At 73.7% G+C, this 15,724-nt stretch carries 15 protein-coding genes and 1 riboswitch; of the genes, 7 read left to right on the top strand and 8 right to left on the bottom strand.

Translation table 11 applies throughout. The annotated features are described in order from the left end of the window. Positions 1 to 13: 13 nt before the first annotated feature. Positions 14 to 155, bottom strand: a riboswitch (cobalamin riboswitch). A 129-nt stretch (positions 156 to 284) separates the two neighbouring features. The 3 genes from ACZ7N4_RS34930 to ACZ7N4_RS34920 form a co-directional block, all read right to left on the bottom strand. Beyond that, entirely contained in the window at positions 285 to 512 is a 228-nt protein-coding gene (locus ACZ7N4_RS34930) for a hypothetical protein (RefSeq protein WP_471367057.1), read from the bottom strand. A gap of 31 nt (positions 513 to 543) precedes the next feature. Continuing rightward, the gene (locus tag ACZ7N4_RS34925; protein ID WP_471367055.1) at positions 544 to 1,797 is read right to left on the bottom strand and encodes an inorganic phosphate transporter; all 1,254 of its coding nucleotides are present in this window, start codon (positions 1,795 to 1,797) and stop codon (positions 544 to 546) included. A 143-nt stretch (positions 1,798 to 1,940) separates the two neighbouring features. Continuing rightward, entirely contained in the window at positions 1,941 to 2,633 is a 693-nt protein-coding gene (locus tag ACZ7N4_RS34920) for a lysozyme (protein ID WP_471367134.1), read from the bottom strand. A gap of 530 nt (positions 2,634 to 3,163) precedes the next feature. Between ACZ7N4_RS34920 and ACZ7N4_RS34915 the strand changes: the two genes are divergently transcribed. The 3 genes from ACZ7N4_RS34915 (at position 3,164) to ACZ7N4_RS34905 (ending at position 6,765) form a co-directional block, all read left to right on the top strand. Then, on the top strand, positions 3,164 to 3,841 hold the full coding sequence (locus ACZ7N4_RS34915) for a class II aldolase/adducin family protein (RefSeq protein WP_471367052.1): 678 nt from the start codon (positions 3,164 to 3,166) through the stop codon (positions 3,839 to 3,841). Between the two features lie 157 nt (positions 3,842 to 3,998). After that, positions 3,999 to 5,126 (top strand): alpha/beta hydrolase, encoded by a 1,128-nt coding sequence (locus ACZ7N4_RS34910; protein ID WP_471367050.1) that lies wholly within the window; start codon positions 3,999 to 4,001, stop codon positions 5,124 to 5,126. 220 nt (positions 5,127 to 5,346) lie between these two features. Beyond that, positions 5,347 to 6,765 (top strand): hypothetical protein, encoded by a 1,419-nt coding sequence (locus ACZ7N4_RS34905; RefSeq protein ID WP_471367045.1) that lies wholly within the window; start codon positions 5,347 to 5,349, stop codon positions 6,763 to 6,765. A gap of 35 nt (positions 6,766 to 6,800) precedes the next feature. Here ACZ7N4_RS34905 and ACZ7N4_RS34900 read toward each other — a convergent pair whose 3' ends face one another. Then, a complete protein-coding gene (locus ACZ7N4_RS34900; RefSeq protein ID WP_471367044.1) occupies positions 6,801 to 7,217 on the bottom strand; it encodes a VOC family protein in 417 nt (138 codons plus the stop codon). Positions 7,218 to 7,451: 234 nt separating this feature from the next. Here ACZ7N4_RS34900 and ACZ7N4_RS34895 point away from each other — a divergent pair, with 234 nt between their 5' ends. From ACZ7N4_RS34895 to ACZ7N4_RS34880, 4 genes are all read left to right on the top strand, one after another. Continuing rightward, positions 7,452 to 8,264, top strand: coding sequence for a hypothetical protein (locus ACZ7N4_RS34895; RefSeq protein ID WP_471367039.1), 813 nt, complete (start codon positions 7,452 to 7,454; stop codon positions 8,262 to 8,264). Between the two features lie 95 nt (positions 8,265 to 8,359). Then, complete coding sequence (locus ACZ7N4_RS34890) at positions 8,360 to 9,958, top strand: ABC-F family ATP-binding cassette domain-containing protein (protein ID WP_471367035.1); 1,599 nt, start codon at positions 8,360 to 8,362, stop codon at positions 9,956 to 9,958. Positions 9,959 to 10,324: 366 nt separating this feature from the next. Next, positions 10,325 to 10,546, top strand: a complete 222-nt coding sequence (locus ACZ7N4_RS34885; RefSeq protein ID WP_004002281.1) for a helix-turn-helix domain-containing protein — start codon at positions 10,325 to 10,327, stop codon at positions 10,544 to 10,546. A gap of 117 nt (positions 10,547 to 10,663) precedes the next feature. After that, on the top strand, positions 10,664 to 11,467 hold the full coding sequence (locus tag ACZ7N4_RS34880) for an enoyl-CoA hydratase/isomerase family protein (RefSeq protein WP_471367028.1): 804 nt from the start codon (positions 10,664 to 10,666) through the stop codon (positions 11,465 to 11,467). 437 nt (positions 11,468 to 11,904) lie between these two features. Here ACZ7N4_RS34880 and ACZ7N4_RS34875 read toward each other — a convergent pair whose 3' ends face one another. The 4 genes from ACZ7N4_RS34875 to ACZ7N4_RS34860 all read right to left on the bottom strand — a co-directional run bounded on the left by ACZ7N4_RS34875 (position 11,905) and on the right by ACZ7N4_RS34860 (position 15,634). After that, on the bottom strand, positions 11,905 to 12,660 hold the full coding sequence (locus tag ACZ7N4_RS34875) for an SDR family oxidoreductase (RefSeq protein ID WP_471367025.1): 756 nt from the start codon (positions 12,658 to 12,660) through the stop codon (positions 11,905 to 11,907). A gap of 4 nt (positions 12,661 to 12,664) precedes the next feature. Continuing rightward, entirely contained in the window at positions 12,665 to 14,449 is a 1,785-nt protein-coding gene (locus ACZ7N4_RS34870; RefSeq protein WP_471367023.1) for a glycoside hydrolase family 15 protein, read from the bottom strand. Between the two features lie 89 nt (positions 14,450 to 14,538). Beyond that, on the bottom strand, positions 14,539 to 15,351 hold the full coding sequence (locus ACZ7N4_RS34865; protein ID WP_471367020.1) for an SURF1 family cytochrome oxidase biogenesis protein: 813 nt from the start codon (positions 15,349 to 15,351) through the stop codon (positions 14,539 to 14,541). Positions 15,352 to 15,400: 49 nt separating this feature from the next. Next, positions 15,401 to 15,634, bottom strand: coding sequence for a hypothetical protein (locus ACZ7N4_RS34860; RefSeq protein ID WP_356150861.1), 234 nt, complete (start codon positions 15,632 to 15,634; stop codon positions 15,401 to 15,403). Positions 15,635 to 15,724: the final 90 nt, after the last annotated feature.

Here is a 15,724-nt window from a genome sequence, read left to right as displayed (position 1 = left end):
TGTCCGCGCCCTGGTTCGACGTGCATCGGCGGTGAGAGTTCCTGGCTCCCGGGAAGTTCTTCCCCGGTGACAGTGGCGGGACCGCGCCGGATTCGCACCGGCTTCCTCTCCTGCCGCCGTTGATGGCCTGGGCAGTCCACCACGCGCCCGGAAGGGCCGTCAACTTGCCTTTGACCTGCGTGGGGACAGTGTGCTGATCCCCACACCGCGGGGCGCGCGGGGTCTGCCGGGGTACGGCAGAGGCTCCCCGCACGGCGTGCGCGGGGAGCCTTTCGGTGGTGTGGTCAGGCCTTGGCCACGATCAGGTTGATGCCGTACGCCACCGCCGCCGCGCAGGCCGCGAAGCACAGGTAGGCGCCGGTGACGGCGAGGGCGGCGGAGTCCCCCTGGGCCGTGGCCTTCTCGCGCCGGTTCAGGCCCGCGATGCCGAGCGTGAACAGGGTCACCAGGCCCACGGTGACCACGAGGCTGACGCCGAACACGGAGCCCAGGGCTGCCCAGTCGATCTTCATAGTGCTTCCTTCGCTAACCGGGTGCTCGGGGTCAGACCGCGGCGGCCGGCGGGGCGGCCGGAGCCGGTTCGGCGGGGGCGGTGGCCTGCTGCGGGAACGTGAGGTCCACATCGGCGGCGACCGTGCCGGTGGGCGGCGGGATCACGGCGGCGATGGCGGTCGTGACCACACCGGCGGGCTCCTCGGTCTCCTCGACCACGTTGGTGTGGTCGACGACCTCGCGGCGGGAGATCTTCCAGATCGCGGCGGACGCGGCGACCAGGAAGACGGCGACCACGGCGGTGCCCCAGTCACCCAGGTCGGTGACGGCCTCGGCGCCCGCGCCGACCAGCGCGGCGGCCGGGAGGGTGAGCGCCCAGGCGACGAACATGCGGGTCGCGGTGGACCAGCGGACCACACCGCCCTTGCGGCCCAGGCCCGCGCCCATCACCGAGCCGGAGACGACGTGGGTGGTGGAGAGGGAGAAGCCGAGGTGGGAGGAGGCCAGGATGGCGGTCGCGGCGCTGGTCTGGGCGGCGAAGCCCTGGCGCGGCTCCAGGTCGGTCAGGCCCTTGCCCATGGTGCGGATGATGCGCCAGCCGCCGATGTAGGTGCCGAGCGCGATGGCCAGGCCGGCGGAGAGGATCACCCAGGTGGGAGGGTTGGAGCCGGGGGCGATCGAGCCGCCCGCGACGAGGGCGAGGGTGATGATGCCCATCGTCTTCTGGGCGTCGTTGGTGCCGTGCGCGAGGGAGACCAGGCCGGCGGAGGCGATCTGGCCGGCGCGGTAGCCCTTGCGGGTGGCCTCGCCGTCGGCGGTGCCGCCGATGCCGTAGGAGAACCGGGTGGCCAGCAGCGAGGCGAGGCCCGCCACGATCGGCGCGGCGACGGCCGGGAGCAGCACCTTGGTGACGAGGACGTCACCGTGGACGGCGCCGAAGCCGGCGGAGGCGACGGTGGCGCCGACCAGGCCGCCCATCAGGGCGTGCGAGGAGCTGGACGGCAGGCCCACGAGCCAGGTCAGCAGGTTCCAGAGGATCGCGCCGACCAGGGCGGCGAAGATGACCTCGGGACGGATGCCGGTCTCGTCGACGAGACCCTTGGAGATCGTGTTCGCGACCTCCACGGAGAGGAAGGCGCCCACGAGATTGAGGACGGCGGACATGGCGACCGCGATCTTCGGCTTCAGGGCGCCTGTGGAGATGGTGGTGGCCATCGCGTTCGCGGTGTCGTGGAAACCGTTCGTGAAATCGAACGCGAGAGCGGTTGCCACCACTATCGCGAGGATCAGCGAGAAGCTTTCCATTTACCCAGGCAATCGTTCGAGGTCATTGGCGGGTCGAACGTAGGCAACCTGGGTGAACGGAAGATGAACTGAGACGGGCGTGAGGATGTCCGTCACGCGCGTACGAGGCTCCGCTCCCCTCTCCCGGCCCAAGCGCCCCTTGGCTAGCGGCCGCGGGCCAGGACCCGCAGCCTGCTCAGGGAGCCGTTGAAGAGATTCTGGTCACCCGGCAGCCGGCCCTTGGTGCCGTACTGCCAGAACGTCCAGTACCGCCAGCCGCCGGGCAGGGCGCCCGGTCGCGAGGTGCCGTGACGGGCGATCCACAGGGCGTGCGAGGAGGAGAAGGCGCGACTGTTGCCGGTGCACAGCCTCCACCACTGGGTCGTGGTGTAGATCAGCGGCCGGCGGCCGGTCTCCCGCTTGATCTCGTCGCTGAACGACCGGATCCAGCGGACCATCCGTTTCCTGTCCAGCCCGTAGCACTTGTGCCGCGCGTCGTACGGGTTGTACTCGATGTCCAGCGCGGGCGGCAGCGTCCAGCCGTCCGCCCGCCAGTCCCCGCCGTGCCGTACGAAGTAGGCGGCCTGCCGGGCCCCGGAGGACCGGTCCGGCAGCGCGAAGTGGTACGCGCCCCGGATCAGGCCGGCCTTGCGGGCGCCGGTGTACTGCCCCGAGAAGTAGGGGTTGCGGTAGGCCGTGGACTCGGTCGCCTTGATGTACGCGAACCGGGCGCCCCTGGCCCGGGCGGCGGCCCAGTCGATCCGCTTCTGGTGCGACGACACGTCATGCCCCCGGGGCAGCCCGGCACCGGCCCTCGGCATCCCGGCGGCGTCCGGGGCCGCGGGCTCCTGCCAGATCCCGGCTGTCCACGCGGAACCGGTGGCGGTGGCCGGCGAGATCCCGGCTGTCCGCGCGGAAACGGCGGCCGGCGGGGATGTGCCGGCCTCGGCCTGCCCGGCCGCCTTCGGTGCGCCGCCGGCCGTCCGCAGGGACCCGGCCGGCCGCGGCGAGTCCGTCGAGGCCGACGCCGGTGGTCCGGCCGGACCGGTCGGCGCCTCCCCCGCGGATGCGGCCCCGGCGGGTGCGGGGCCGGCGAGGGCGAGGACCGCCGTGGCCGCGGTGAGAACCGCGGCGCGGCGGCGGGCGAGGGTGCGTTCACGGGCCATGCGTCTCCCCGGGGCGGCGGACGGCCTGCCTCCCGCGGGCGGCGGCGGTCGTCCAATGGGCAGGAGGGACCATTGAAAAACCCGGCGATCACCGAATGGGCGACGATTTGATGCGGTTCCGGGTGGTCTGTCATAAAATGCGCCCGTTCGGCCGCACGGTCTCCGGGCGGAAGCCGCCGCCCCGCCCGCTCCGCGCACCCCCCGGCTGGCAGGATCACCGCATGGCTGAACCGATTCTGCACACCGACGACGGGCACCAGGACGAGGTACGGCTCTGGGCGGAACTGGTCGCTACGGCCCGCCGCAGCGTCGCCGACGGACTGGTCGTCGGCACCTCCGGCAACGTCTCCGCCCGCATCGGGGACCTGGTGCTGGTCACCCCCTCCGGCGTCCCCTACGACCGGCTCACCCCCGCCGACATCACCGGCGTCGACCTCACCGGACGCCAGGTGCTCGGCACGCTCGTACCGACCAGCGAGCTGCCCATGCACCTCGCCGTCTACCGCACCACCGACGCCCGGGCCGTCGTCCACACCCACGCCGTGCACGCGACCGCGGTCTCCACGCTCGTGCCCGAGCTGCCCCCGGTCCACTACATGACCGGCGCCCTCGGCGGTCCCGTACGGGTCGCCCCCTACGCCACCTACGGCACCGACGAACTCGCCGAGAACATGCTCCGCGCCCTCGCCGGCCGCTCCGGCTGCCTGCTGCAGAACCACGGCACGATCACCCACGGCGCCACCCTCGACCAGGCCTACGACCGTTCCGCCCAGCTGGAGTGGATGTGCCGGCTGTGGCTGACGGCGTCCTCGGTGCCGGGCCTGACGCCGTCCCTGCTCACGGAGGCACAACTCGCGCAGGCCGGGGAACGCTTGAAGGGATACGGCCAACGGAGGTGACCCCGTGCCCCACAGCAACCCGCCCCGAGCCCTGACCGCTCCGCTCGACCTGCTCCGCCGCACCGGTGCGAGCCGGCCGGGCCCGATCCGCGGCACCGGCCCCCTGCGCCCCCCGCTTCCGCTGGCCGGAGGACCGGTCCGCGCCGACACTGGACCCGTGCGTACCGCAAAGGCGACCGCCACCGCACTCACCGCCTTCCTGGCAGCCGGCACGGCTTCCGTGGTCGCCGGCCGGCTCGCCAGCGCCGCCGCGCTGAAGGCGCCCGCGGGACGTCCGCTGCCCACCGAGCCCCGCCTCACCGTGCACGGCACGGCCGCCGGCCAGGTCACGCTCACCCGCGACCTGGCCGCCCTGCGCCCCGGCACGTACGGGCTGGCCGGTGACGGCTCGCACGCGGTCGTCGGCCCCGTCCTGGAGGCGGCCGAGCACACCGCCGACACCGTCGTACGCCGCCTCGAACGCGTCACCCACGGCACCCTCGCCCCCGGCGACGCGGTGTGGCTCACCCCGAACCTGTACGTCGGCGACCCCGGCACCGCCCTCGGCCTGGACCACGCCGACGTCGACGTGCCCGGGGAGCTCGGACCCCTGCCCGCCTGGTTCGTGCCCGGCGACCGGAACACCTGGGTGATCGCCCTGCACGGCCTCGGCACCACCCGGGAACACGCCCTCAACGTCATGCGCTTCCTGCACGGCCGCCGGCTTCCGGTCCTCGCCCTCGCCTACCGCGGCGACCTCGGCGCCCCGCGCCCGCCGGACGGGCTGAACCACCTCGGGGAGACCGAGTGGCGGGACGTCGAGGCGGCGATCCGCTACGCCCAGCGGCACGGCGCCCGCCGGGTCGTCCTGTTCGGCTGGTCCACCGGCGCCACCATGGCCCTGCGCGCCGCCGAGCGCTCCGCCGTCCGCGACCGCGTCGCCGGGCTCGTCCTCGACTCCCCGGTGCTCAGCTGGGAGGCCACGCTGCGCGCCCTGGCCCGGGCCCGGCACACCCCGTCCTCGCTGCTGCCGCTCGCCGTGCGGGCCGCGCAGGGCCGGGCCGGACTGCACGCCGACCGGATCGCCGGGACGCCCGACGCCGACCGGCTGCGGGTCCCCACCCTGATCGTCCACGGCCCGGACGACCAGGTCGCCCCCTACGAGTTCTCCCGCAGGCTCGCCCACCGCCGCGCCGGCCTCGTCTCCCTGCACACCGTCGCCCGCGCCCCGCACGGGGCCATGTGGAACGTGGACCCCGAAGAGTACGAGGAACAGCTGCGCCGGTTCCTGACCCCGCTGATGTGACCCCCGACCCCCCGACCCCCGGACACCTGTGACCCGCGGACACCCGGCCCGCATCCGGACGACATCCGGCCGACACCGGCACGAAGCATTCCGTTTCAGGCCTACCGATGGCGTGATCGGGTCGCTACGGCCGGTCCCACGCCCCGTGCATTGGCCAGCCCGGTAGCCCGCCGTGACATTCCGTTTGGGTTTTCGGACCGTCAACCGGAAGACTGCACCCGTGACGTCCCGTATCCCGCGCGACTCCAGGCTCCGACTCGTCCGACCGCGACCCCTGGCCGCCGCCCCCAGAGCTGTGAACCAGAGGCGCCCACAGCGCCCCGCACCCCGGCCGCCGGAGGGCACACCCGCCCCGGCCGAACTGGCCGGAATGGCCCGCACCAAGCTGGCCGGCGCGGCCCGCGTCGCCCGCTGGGCCGATGCCGCCCTCGGCCCCGGCCGCACCGGTGCCACCACCGACGGCAAGGCCACCCTCTCCGCCGCCACCGCCGAACGCGCCGCCGCCGAACTGGGCCTGACCGCCGCTCAGGTCCGCGCCGACTGGGACACCGCCCGCCTCGCCGGACTCGTCGAGGTGCACGGCGACAGCGCGCGCCCCGGCTGGCGGCTGCGCGCCTGGGACCGCGACGACAGCGCCGTACTGCGCGGCTGGGTGGCCCTCTTCGACGCCTGGTCGCTCGCCTGCCCGGAACCCGACGGGCACGAACCGGCCGCCGTCGCCGAGGTCGTCTCGGCCATGCCCCAGGTGCTCTCCTTCCTCCAGCTGTCCGCCGGCCCCGTCCCGGTCGAGCAGCTGCTGGACCTGCTCCAGCAGCGGGTCACCGAGCTGCGCACCGAACGCTGCGAGGTCTCCTACGAGCCCGGTACCGGCGGTCCCGCCGGATCCCCGGTCCCGGCGGACCCGGCACCCGCCGAGCACGCCCCGCTCGCCCCGCTGCTCGACTGGGCGCTGAGCGCCCTCGCCGCCGTCGGCGCCCTCACCTACGGCGGCGGCCAGGCCACGCTCACGCCGCTGGGCAACTGGGCGGTCTGGGTCAAGCTGGAGCAGATCTGCGTGGCCGCGCAGAGCCCCGCCGGCAACATCGAGCAGTCCGCCGAGGACATGCTCCGCGGCTGCGCCCAGCTCCGCCCCAACGCGGCCCGCGCCGAGTACCGCGCCTGGCTCGCCGCCCGCCCGGTCGGCAGCGCCGTCACCGAGCTGATCGGCGCCGCCCGCGGCGACGACGCCCTGCTGCGCGGCCTGGCCTTCGAGGCGCTGCGCGTGGTCGGCGCCCCCGCCGAGCCCGACGTACGGTCCGTCGTGGACGAGCCGGCGCTGCGGCCGTACGCGCTGCTGTGGCTCGCCGAGCACGACGGCATCGACCCGGAGGACGCCCACGAGGTGCTCACCCGGGAGGAGGCCACCTGGCTGTGGGTGGACACCGCCGCCGCCGTCGCCGACCACGGCGAGGCGCCGATGCTGGTCCGGCACCTGGAGTCCGCGGTGCAGCCCACCGTGCCCCAGCTGCTCGACGAGGTCCGCGCCGTCGGCCACCCGCGCACCGTGCAGGTCCTGGTCGCGCTCGCCGCCGCCCACCCCGACCCGGCCCTGGCCAAGGCCGTCCGCCGGGCCGCGTTCCAGGTGCACACCGGAGGCTGAGGAGGGCCGGCGGGGGAGCGCGGCGCGGGAGCGGCTCAGACGCCGAGGTCGGGGGCGTACGTCCCGAAGCTCCAGACGTTGCCCTCGGCGTCCCGGGCCATGTAGTCCCGCGAGCCGTAGTCCTGGTCCGTCGGGGGCACGAGGATCTCCACGCCGTGCTCGACGGCCCGCTGGTGGTGCGCGTCCACGTCGTCCACCACGACGTACACCCCGGCGGGTCCCGCGTCCCGCATCACCGTGTCGAAGACGCCGCCACGGCCCTTGGAACCGATCATCACCGCGCCGTTGCCCTGGACCAGCTCGGCGTGCATCACCGTGCCGTCCTCCGTCTCGTACACCGACAGCTCGGTGAAGCCCAGGGCCTCCGTCAGCTGCCGGATCGCCGCCCTCGCGTCCGCGTACAGCAACGTGGGACAGATGCCCGGTCGTGCGCCGCCGCCCGTGCCCGCCATGCCGATCACTCCTTCGTGCACCGGTTCCGCCCCGCGACTGCGAGTCTCGCAGCCGCCACTGACAACGTCCCGGTAAACGGTGCCCGCAGCCCTGCCGCCGGACGGACCGCCGAACGGGGGACATCCCGTCCGCACCTGCCGGGACAGCCCGCCGACCCGGCCGGCGGTGACTACGCTCGGCGCCTGATCCGGACGGTCGCCTGATCCGGACGGTGCGGACCAGGAGGGGGCAAGGTGGCGTTTCCACCCCACGGCACCCGCCCCCGCCGTCCCGCCGCGGCCCTCCTCTCCGGGACCGGGCCGCCCGCCCGGTCCCGCACCCCCGACCGGTCCCGCATCCCCGCCCTGCTGCGCCGAGCCGCCGCCGGCCTCCTCGCCGCGGTCCTCGCGCTCGGCCTGCTCGGAGCGGCCCGCCACCTCAGGCCCGCTCCCTACGGCGACCGGCTGCTGAACCGCGGGCAGGGCGAGCCCGGGCAGGGGGAGTGGGCGGCGCGGGCGCACGCCGGCGCCGTGGCCGGCTTCGACAGCCGTACCGGCGCACTGCGGTGGCGCTACGCGCGCGCGGGGCACCACCCGCTCGCCGTGCTCCCCGCGCGCGGGGAGGCGATCGCGCTCTGGGACGACGGACTGCTCACCGACACCGACGGCCGGTCCGTGCGCTGGCACCGGGCGCTGCCCGACGCGGCCGAGTGGCTGCCGGCCCAGGGCGGCACCGGCGTGCTGCGCCCCCTCGGCCGCGGCATCCTCGCCGTCGTCACCCCGCGCCGGGTCACCGCGTACCGCACCGCCGACGGGGACCTGCGCTGGGTGCTGCCCGCCGGCGGGGGCTGTGCGTTCCGGCCGGAGAGCGCCCTGCGGCGGGGCGCGGCCCTCCTCCTCGCCCAGCCGTGCGCGGACTCGGCCTGGACCGCCCAGCTCGTGGCCCTGGACGACCTGGGCCGGATCGCGCCCGGCCGCACCCCGCTGGGCAACGATCCGCCCAGCTCGCGCCCCGGGCGCCGGCCGCGGCGAACGGACGCAGGAAAAGCCCTTGCCCGCCCCCGTTAGACTGGTCCCCATGGCCATTCTCCTCGCGCATTAGACGGCGGGAACGTCCTCAGCCGCCCACCCGCCAACCTTCCCGTACGCCCTGGAGTCTGTCCTTGATCTCCGCCTCCGGTATCGAGCTGCGCGCCGGTGCGCGCGTCCTCATCGAGAACGCCACCTTCCGTGTCGCCAAGGGCGACCGCATCGGTCTCGTCGGCCGCAACGGCGCGGGCAAGACCACCCTCACCAAGGTCCTCGCCGGTGAGGGCATCCCGGCCTCCGGCACCGTCACCCGCTCCGGCGAGGTCGGCTACCTCCCGCAGGACCCCCGCACCGGCGACCTCGACGTCCTCGCCCGCGACCGCGTGCTGTCCGCGCGCGGCCTGGACGTGCTGATCCGCAAGATGCGCGAGAACGAGGAGCGCATCGCGAACGGCAAGGGCTCCACGCGCGAGAAGGCCATGAAGCAGTACGAGCGCCAGGAGACGGAGTTCCTCACCAAGGGCGGGTACGCCGCCGAGGCCGAGGCCGCCACCATCGCCGCCGCGCTGAACCTGCCCGACCGGGTGCTCGGCCAGCCGCTGCACACGCTCTCCGGCGGTCAGCGCCGCCGTATCGAGCTGGCCCGGATCCTCTTCTCGGACGCCGACACCCTGCTGCTCGACGAGCCGACCAACCACCTCGACGCGGACTCGATCATCTGGCTGCGGGACTACCTGAAGACCTACCGCGGCGGCTTCATCGTGATCTCCCACGACGTCGACCTGGTCGAGACGGTCGTCAACAAGGTGTTCTACCTCGACGCGAACCGGTCCGTGATCGACGTCTACAACATGGGCTGGAAGCTGTACCAGCAGCAGCGCGAGGCCGACGAGAAGCGCCGCAAGCGGGAGCGGGCCAACGCGGAGAAGAAGGCCGCCGCGCTGCACTCGCAGGCCGACAAGATGCGGGCCAAGGCGACCAAGACCGTCGCCGCGCAGAACATGGCGCGCCGGGCCGACAAGCTCCTCGCCGGCCTGGACGCGGTCCGGGTGTCCGACAAGGTCGCCAAGCTCCGCTTCCCGGAGCCGGCACCCTGCGGCAAGACCCCGCTGACGGCCGAGGGCCTGTCGAAGTCGTACGGCTCCCTGGAGATCTTCACCGACGTCGACCTCGCCATCGACAAGGGCTCGCGGGTCGTCATCCTCGGCCTCAACGGCGCCGGCAAGACCACCCTGCTGCGGCTGCTCGCGGGTGTGGAGACGCCGGACACCGGCCAGGTCGTCCCCGGCCACGGCCTCAAGCTCGGCTACTACGCGCAGGAGCACGAGACCCTGGACGCCGACCGCACGGTCCTGGAGAACATGCGCTCGGCCGCCCCCGACATGGACCTGGTCGAGGTCCGCAAGGTGCTCGGCTCGTTCCTGTTCTCCGGTGATGACGTCGACAAGCCGGCCGGGGTCCTCTCCGGCGGCGAGAAGACCCGCCTCGCCCTGGCCACCCTGGTCGTCTCCTCCGCGAACGTGCTGCTCCTGGACGAGCCGACCAACAACCTGGACCCGGCAAGCCGCGAGGAGATCCTCGGCGCCCTGCGCACCTACAAGGGCGCGGTCGTCCTCGTCACCCACGACGAGGGGGCCGTCGAGGCGCTCCAGCCGGAGCGGATCATCCTGCTCCCGGACGGCGTCGAGGACCTGTGGGGCTCCGACTACGCGGATCTCGTCGCCCTGGCGTGACCGGACCCGGTGTGACCGGACCCGGTGTGATCGAAAGCCTGATCCACTGTGTATGGATCATTCGGCCGATCCGTGATCCATCATCTGTGTGAGATCTCCTCGTATCGAGGTGTGTCGTACACGGATTTTCCGGCCGATCCCCCGACAGCCAGGGGGTCGGCCGTTTCGCGTCCCTGACCTGGCACTTCGCGAATCCGCCCGTACAGCCCCTCGAACCGCACCCCCTCGGAACTGTCACTTCCGCTTGTGGGGACGCGCTCCTGTCGTCACAACGATGTCTCACCGACCTTGCCGAATGGGTGGCCATCGGGCCCGGGAGGGGTGATCATGAGGAGACCAGAGCGCACTTCCCATGAGGAGGCACGGGTGGCCGAGACTCTGAAGAAGGGCAGCCGGGTGACCGGCGCCGCGCGCGACAAGCTCGCGGCAGACCTGAAGAAGAAGTACGACTCCGGTGCGAGCATCCGGGCGCTGGCCGAGGAGACCGGCCGCTCGTATGGCTTCGTGCACCGGATGCTCAGCGAGTCGGGCGTCACGCTCCGTGGGCGTGGCGGAGCGACCCGGGGTAAGAAGGCCGCTTCGTCCTGACTCCGGGCGGCCCATCGGCTTCGATGGTGGCCACCCGGTCGGCGAACCGACCGGCCGGGTGGTTACTGTGCAGTCACTTAGCTTCGCTCTGCTGACCGCACCCATCGGAGGCGCCCCATGGCTTCGCCCGAGCAGGACCTCGTTCCCGCACTCGACAAGGACGGCGTACGGCTCACCGTCGACGACGCGCTCGCCACGGTGACGCTGACCAACCCGGCCAAGCGCAACGCGCAGAGCCCCGCCCTGTGGCGGGCGCTCGCCGAGGCCGGGCGGCTGCTGCCGGGCTCCGTCCGCGTCGTCGTGCTGCGTGGCGAGGGCAAGTCCTTCTCCGCCGGGCTGGACCGCCAGATGTTCACCCCGGAGGGGATCCCGGGCGAGCCGTCCTTCATCGAACTCGCGCGCCGTGACGACGCCGGGCTCGACGCGACCATCGCCGAATACCAGGAGGCCTTCACCTGGTGGCGGCGGACCGACCTCGTGTCCATCGCCGCCGTGCAGGGACATGCCATCGGGGCCGGCTTCCAGCTCGCGCTCGGCTGCGACCTGCGGGTCGTCGCCGACGACGTGCAGTTCGCCATGCGCGAGACCAGCCTCGGCCTCGTACCCGACCTGACCGGCACGCATCCGCTGGTCGGACTCGTCGGATACGCCCGCGCGCTGGAGATCTGCGCGACCGGGCGGTTCGTCGGGGCCGAGGAGGCGGTGGCGAGCGGGCTGGCCAACCTCGCGGTGCCCGCCGGTGAACTCGACGGCGCCGTCAGGGACCTGGCGGCCGCGCTGCTGGCCGCGCCCAGGGACGCCGTCGTGGAGACCAAGGCGCTGCTCCAGGGCGCGGTGGACCGTACGTACGACGAGCAGCGCGCGGCCGAGCGGGCCGCCCAGGCCCGGCGGCTGCGGGACCTGGCCGGCCTCGGCGAGTGACCTCCCCGGCCGGCTCCCGACGCTGACCGGCACGGCCCCCGTCGACGGGTCCGGCGGGACGCCGCGCACCAGGCGCACCCCCACGCGCTCCACCCCGCGAGCCTGCCGGGCCGCGTCCGGGGCCCGGTGCCCCGTACACGCCGTCAGTGACCCGCGGAGTCCGCGGCCCGGCCATCGGCCAGGCCGCGCGCCGCCGTCCTCATGGCGGCTCCTCCGCGCCGGCCCGCACGGCGTCCTGCGCGGCAGGGCCGAACGCACGCGCGCCCAGGGCGGCGGTGACCGCCGCCCTCACGGGCTCCGCCGCACCGCCGCCGGCCGACCGGGCTGCCGATCGACACCCGCGACGGCGCGAGCACGTACCTCCGCCGGAGGTCCGGCCGCGGGGGGTGAGCACCGTGCTCCCGGGGGATCGGCGGCGAGCGTGTGCGGCGGGGCCGTCAGAAGCCGTGCCGCGAGCCACCGTCCACCGGCACCATGACCCCGGTCAGGTACGAGGCCGCCGGTGACAGCAGGAACGCCGCCACCCGCCCGAACTCCCGCGGTGCCCCGTACCGGCGCAACGGGATCCGCGACTCGCTGGCCGCCCGCGTGGCGTCGGGGTCGGCCGAGCGCGCGTCCAGCTCGCGCACGCGGTCCGTGTCGATACGCCCCGGCACCAGCCCCACCACCCGGATCCCGCGCGGCCCCAGCTCGTCGGAGAGCGACTTGGCGAACCCGGCGAGCCCGGGCCGCAGCCCGTTGGACACCGTCAGCCCGGGGATCGGCTCGTACACCGAGCCCGACAGCACGAACCCGATGACACCGCCCTCCGCCAGCTCCGCCGCCGCCGCGCGAGCGAGCCGCACCGCGCCCAGGAACACCGACTCGAACGCGGTCCGCCACTGCTCGTCGGTGGTGTCGGCGACGAACCCGGGCGGCGGCCCGCCCACGCTCACCAGCACCCCGTGGAAGCCGCCGAAGTGCTCACGGGCGGCGGCGACCAGCCGCTCGGGGGCTCCCGCGTCGGCGTTGTCCACGGCCACGCCGACCGCGTTCGGGCCCAGTTCGGCGGCCGCGTCGGCGACCCGCTTCTCGTCCCGGCCCGTGACGACCACCTTCGCCCCGTCCGCGATCAGTTCCCGCGCGGTGGCGTTGCCCAGCCCGCGGGTGGCGCCGGTGACGACGTACACCCTGTCCTTCAGTCCAAGATCCATGGCCCTATCCTGCCTGCTCGTACCCGAACAGGGTGAGGGCGGTGTTCACCAGGCCGACATGGCTGAACGCCTGCGGGAAGTTGCCCAGCTGGCAGCCGTCCGACGGGTCGTACTCCTCGGCCAGCAGACCCACGTCGTTGCACAGGCCCACCAGCCGGTCGAACAGTTCGCGCGCCTCCTCCGTCCGGCCGGTCAGATGCAGCGCGTCGGCCAGCCAGAACGAGCAGGCGAGGAAGGCGCCCTCGCCGCCCGGCAGCCCGTCGACCACCGAGTCGTCGGTGTCGTAGCGGCGCAGGAACCCGCCGTGGCCGAGGCCGTCGCGGATCGCGTCGACCGTGCCGACCACCCGGGGGTCGTCCGGCGGCAGAAACCCCACACGCGGGATGAGCAGCAGGGAGGCGTCGAGCTCCCGGGAACCGTAGGACTGGGTGAAGGTGTTGCGCTCCGGGTCGAAGCCCTTCTCGCACACCTCCCGGTGCACCTCGTCCCGCAGCCTGCGCCAGCCCTCCAGGTCGCCGCGCAGATCGTGGTGCTTCTCCAGGGTCTGCACGGCCCGGTCGGCGGCCACCCACACCATCACCTTGGAGTGCACGAACTGCCGGCGGCCGCCGCGCACCTCCCACAGACCCTCGTCCGGCTGCCGCCACGCCGACTCCAGGAACGTCAGCAGGGAGCGCTGCAGGGCCCACATGTGCGGTTTCGGCGGCAGGCCGGAGGAGCGGGCCAGCGACAGCGAGTCCATCACCTCGCCGTACACGTCCAGCTGGAGCTGGTCGACGGCGGCGTTGCCGGTGCGTACGGGGGAGGCGCCGTCGAAGCCGGGCAGCCAGGGCAGTTCGGTCTCCGGCAGCCGCCGCTCGCCCGCGACGCCGTACATGATCTGCAGGTCGGCCGGGTCGCCGGCGACCGCGCGCAGCAGCCAGTTCCGCCAGGCCTCGGCCTCCTCGTGATAGCCCGCCTTGAGCAGCACGCCGAGCGTGAGGGTGGCGTCGCGCAGCCAGCAGTACCGGTAGTCCCAGTTGCGCACGCCGCCGGGCTGCTCGGGCAGCGAGGTGGTCGGTGCGGCGACGATCCCGCCGGTCGGGGCGTAGGTGAGGGCCTTGAGGGTGATGAGGGAGCGGACGACCGCGTCCCGGTACGGGCCCTCGTAGCGGCACCGGCGGGCCCAGCGCCGCCAGTCGGTGACGCTGCTCTCCAGCGCCTCGTACGGGTCGATGAGCGGCGGGCGTTTCTCGTGCGAGGGATGCCAGGTGAGCACGAACGCGACCCGCTCGCCCTCGGCGACGGTGAACTCCGCGTGGGTGCCGAAGTCCTCGCCCCAGGTGTGCACGGCCGGCTCGGAGCGCAGCCAGGCGGAGTCCGGCCCGGCGACGGCCACCCGGTGGCCGTCCGAGCGGCGCACCCACGGTGTGATCGAGCCGTAGTCGAAGCGCAGGCGCAGCGTGCTGTGGACGGTGACCCGGCCGCTGACCCCCTCCACGATCCGGACGACGTCGGGGGCGCGCTCGCGCTGCGGCATCAGGTCGGTGACGCGGACCGTGCCGTCGGCGGTCTCCCACTCGGTGTCCAGGACCAGGGTGTCGGGCCGGTAGGCGCGGCGGGTGCAGACGTCCGCTCCCGTGGGTGCGATCCGCCAGTGGCCGTGGTCGTCCTCACCCAGCAGCCGGGCGAAGCAGGCACCGGAGTCGAAGCGCGGCAGGCACAGCCAGTCGATGGAGCCGTCCTTGCCGACCAGGGCCGTGGTCTGCTGGTCTCCGATGAGGGCGTAGTCCTCGATGCGCGCGTTCACGGGATGCGGTTTCCCGGGGGACCAGGGGGCCAATCAAGGGCACGCCGGGGGAGTGACGTCGCCGGCGCCAGGAGCCCGGGGCCCGGGCGTCACACCGCGGCCGATTCGCTCTCCTCCGGCGCGCTCTCCTCCGGCCGGCGCTCCGCCGCGGCCTCCTCCTGGTCGCGGATCTCCCGCCGGACCAGGAACCACCAGCCGACCGGAACGGCCGCCGCGAACAGCCACCACTGGATCATGTACGCGTAGTTCAGCGGGGCGTCCTCGCTGCCCGGGTCGGAGATCTGCTCCGGGGAGCCGCCCTTGGCCCGGGGTGCGGTCTGCTGGATGTAGCCGCCGAGCACCTCGGCGCCGAGCCGGTGTGCCTCCTCGGCGCTGTTGATCAGCATGATCTGCCGGTCGGGCAGGCCCTTGACGTTCTTGATGCCGCTCGCCGCGGTCGTCTCGTCGGCCATCAGGCGCCCCGTGACGGTGACCCGGCCGGCCGGCGGGGCGGGGACCTTCGGGAAGGCGGTCTGCACGCCGTTCGCGGGGATCCAGCCGCGGTTGACCAGCAGCACCTTGCCGTCGTCGAGGACGAACGGGGTGAGGACGTGGAAACCGACCTGGTCGTCGGAGTTCGTCCGGCGCCGGACCACGACCTCCCCGGCGGTGTCGAAGGTGCCGGTCGCGGTGACCGTGCGGTACTTCTCGGCGCGGGTCACCCGGTGTCCGGGGGAGGTCAGCCGCTCGACCGGGACCGGCTTGGCGTGCAGCGCCGTGGAGACCAGGTCGTTGCGGGCGGTGCGCTCCTCGTACCGGTGCTGCTGCCAGAAACCCAGCCGGATCATCGTCGGGATCAGCGCGATCGCGACGAGCGTGAGGATCACCCACTGGCGGGACAACAGGAAACGGTAACGGTGCACCCCACGACGGTACCTCCGGGCCGTGGGGTGCATTCGGGCGGGTGCCGGGTCAGACGCGGTCGACGATCCCCGCCTTCCCCTGTTCCCGGGCGCAGTGGGCGCCGCAGTAGAACATGCCGTCGGCCTCCACGCCCTGGCCGATGATCGAGACCTTGCAGTTCTCGCAGACGGGGGCCATGCGGTGGATCGCACAGGAGAAGCAGTCGAAGACGTGGACGGCGCCCTGTGCGTGGACCTCGAAGGCCATCCCGTAGTCATTGCCGCAAACTTCGCATTTCGCCATGCGCCACAGGGTGAGGCGTCACCGGTCCGGGGGCGAGCCGGGGCCGGGTGAGTCGTGCGGCAATCACCCGTCCGTACGATCACCCGACCG

Source organism: Streptomyces sp. NPDC107654, assembly GCF_055639035.1.
Note: the sequence above shows the minus strand (reverse complement) of the source record. Positions and strands in the feature narration are given on the sequence as shown.

What these genes read in the sequence shown, in the direction of transcription:
- ACZ7N4_RS34900 (WP_471367044.1), bottom strand. Translation starts at nt 7,217, where the DNA reads ATGGCGGGCACGGGCGGCGGCGCACGACCGGGCATCTGTCCCACGTTG.
- ACZ7N4_RS34860 (WP_356150861.1), bottom strand. Translation starts at nt 15,634, where the DNA reads ATGGCGAAATGCGAAGTTTGCGGCAATGACTACGGGATGGCCTTCGAG.
- ACZ7N4_RS34875 (WP_471367025.1), bottom strand. Translation starts at nt 12,660, where the DNA reads ATGGATCTTGGACTGAAGGACAGGGTGTACGTCGTCACCGGCGCCACC.
- ACZ7N4_RS34930 (WP_471367057.1), bottom strand. Translation starts at nt 512, where the DNA reads ATGAAGATCGACTGGGCAGCCCTGGGCTCCGTGTTCGGCGTCAGCCTC.
- ACZ7N4_RS34915 (WP_471367052.1), top strand. Translation starts at nt 3,164, where the DNA reads ATGGCTGAACCGATTCTGCACACCGACGACGGGCACCAGGACGAGGTA.
- ACZ7N4_RS34880 (WP_471367028.1), top strand. Translation starts at nt 10,664, where the DNA reads ATGGCTTCGCCCGAGCAGGACCTCGTTCCCGCACTCGACAAGGACGGC.
- ACZ7N4_RS34925 (WP_471367055.1), bottom strand. Translation starts at nt 1,797, where the DNA reads ATGGAAAGCTTCTCGCTGATCCTCGCGATAGTGGTGGCAACCGCTCTC.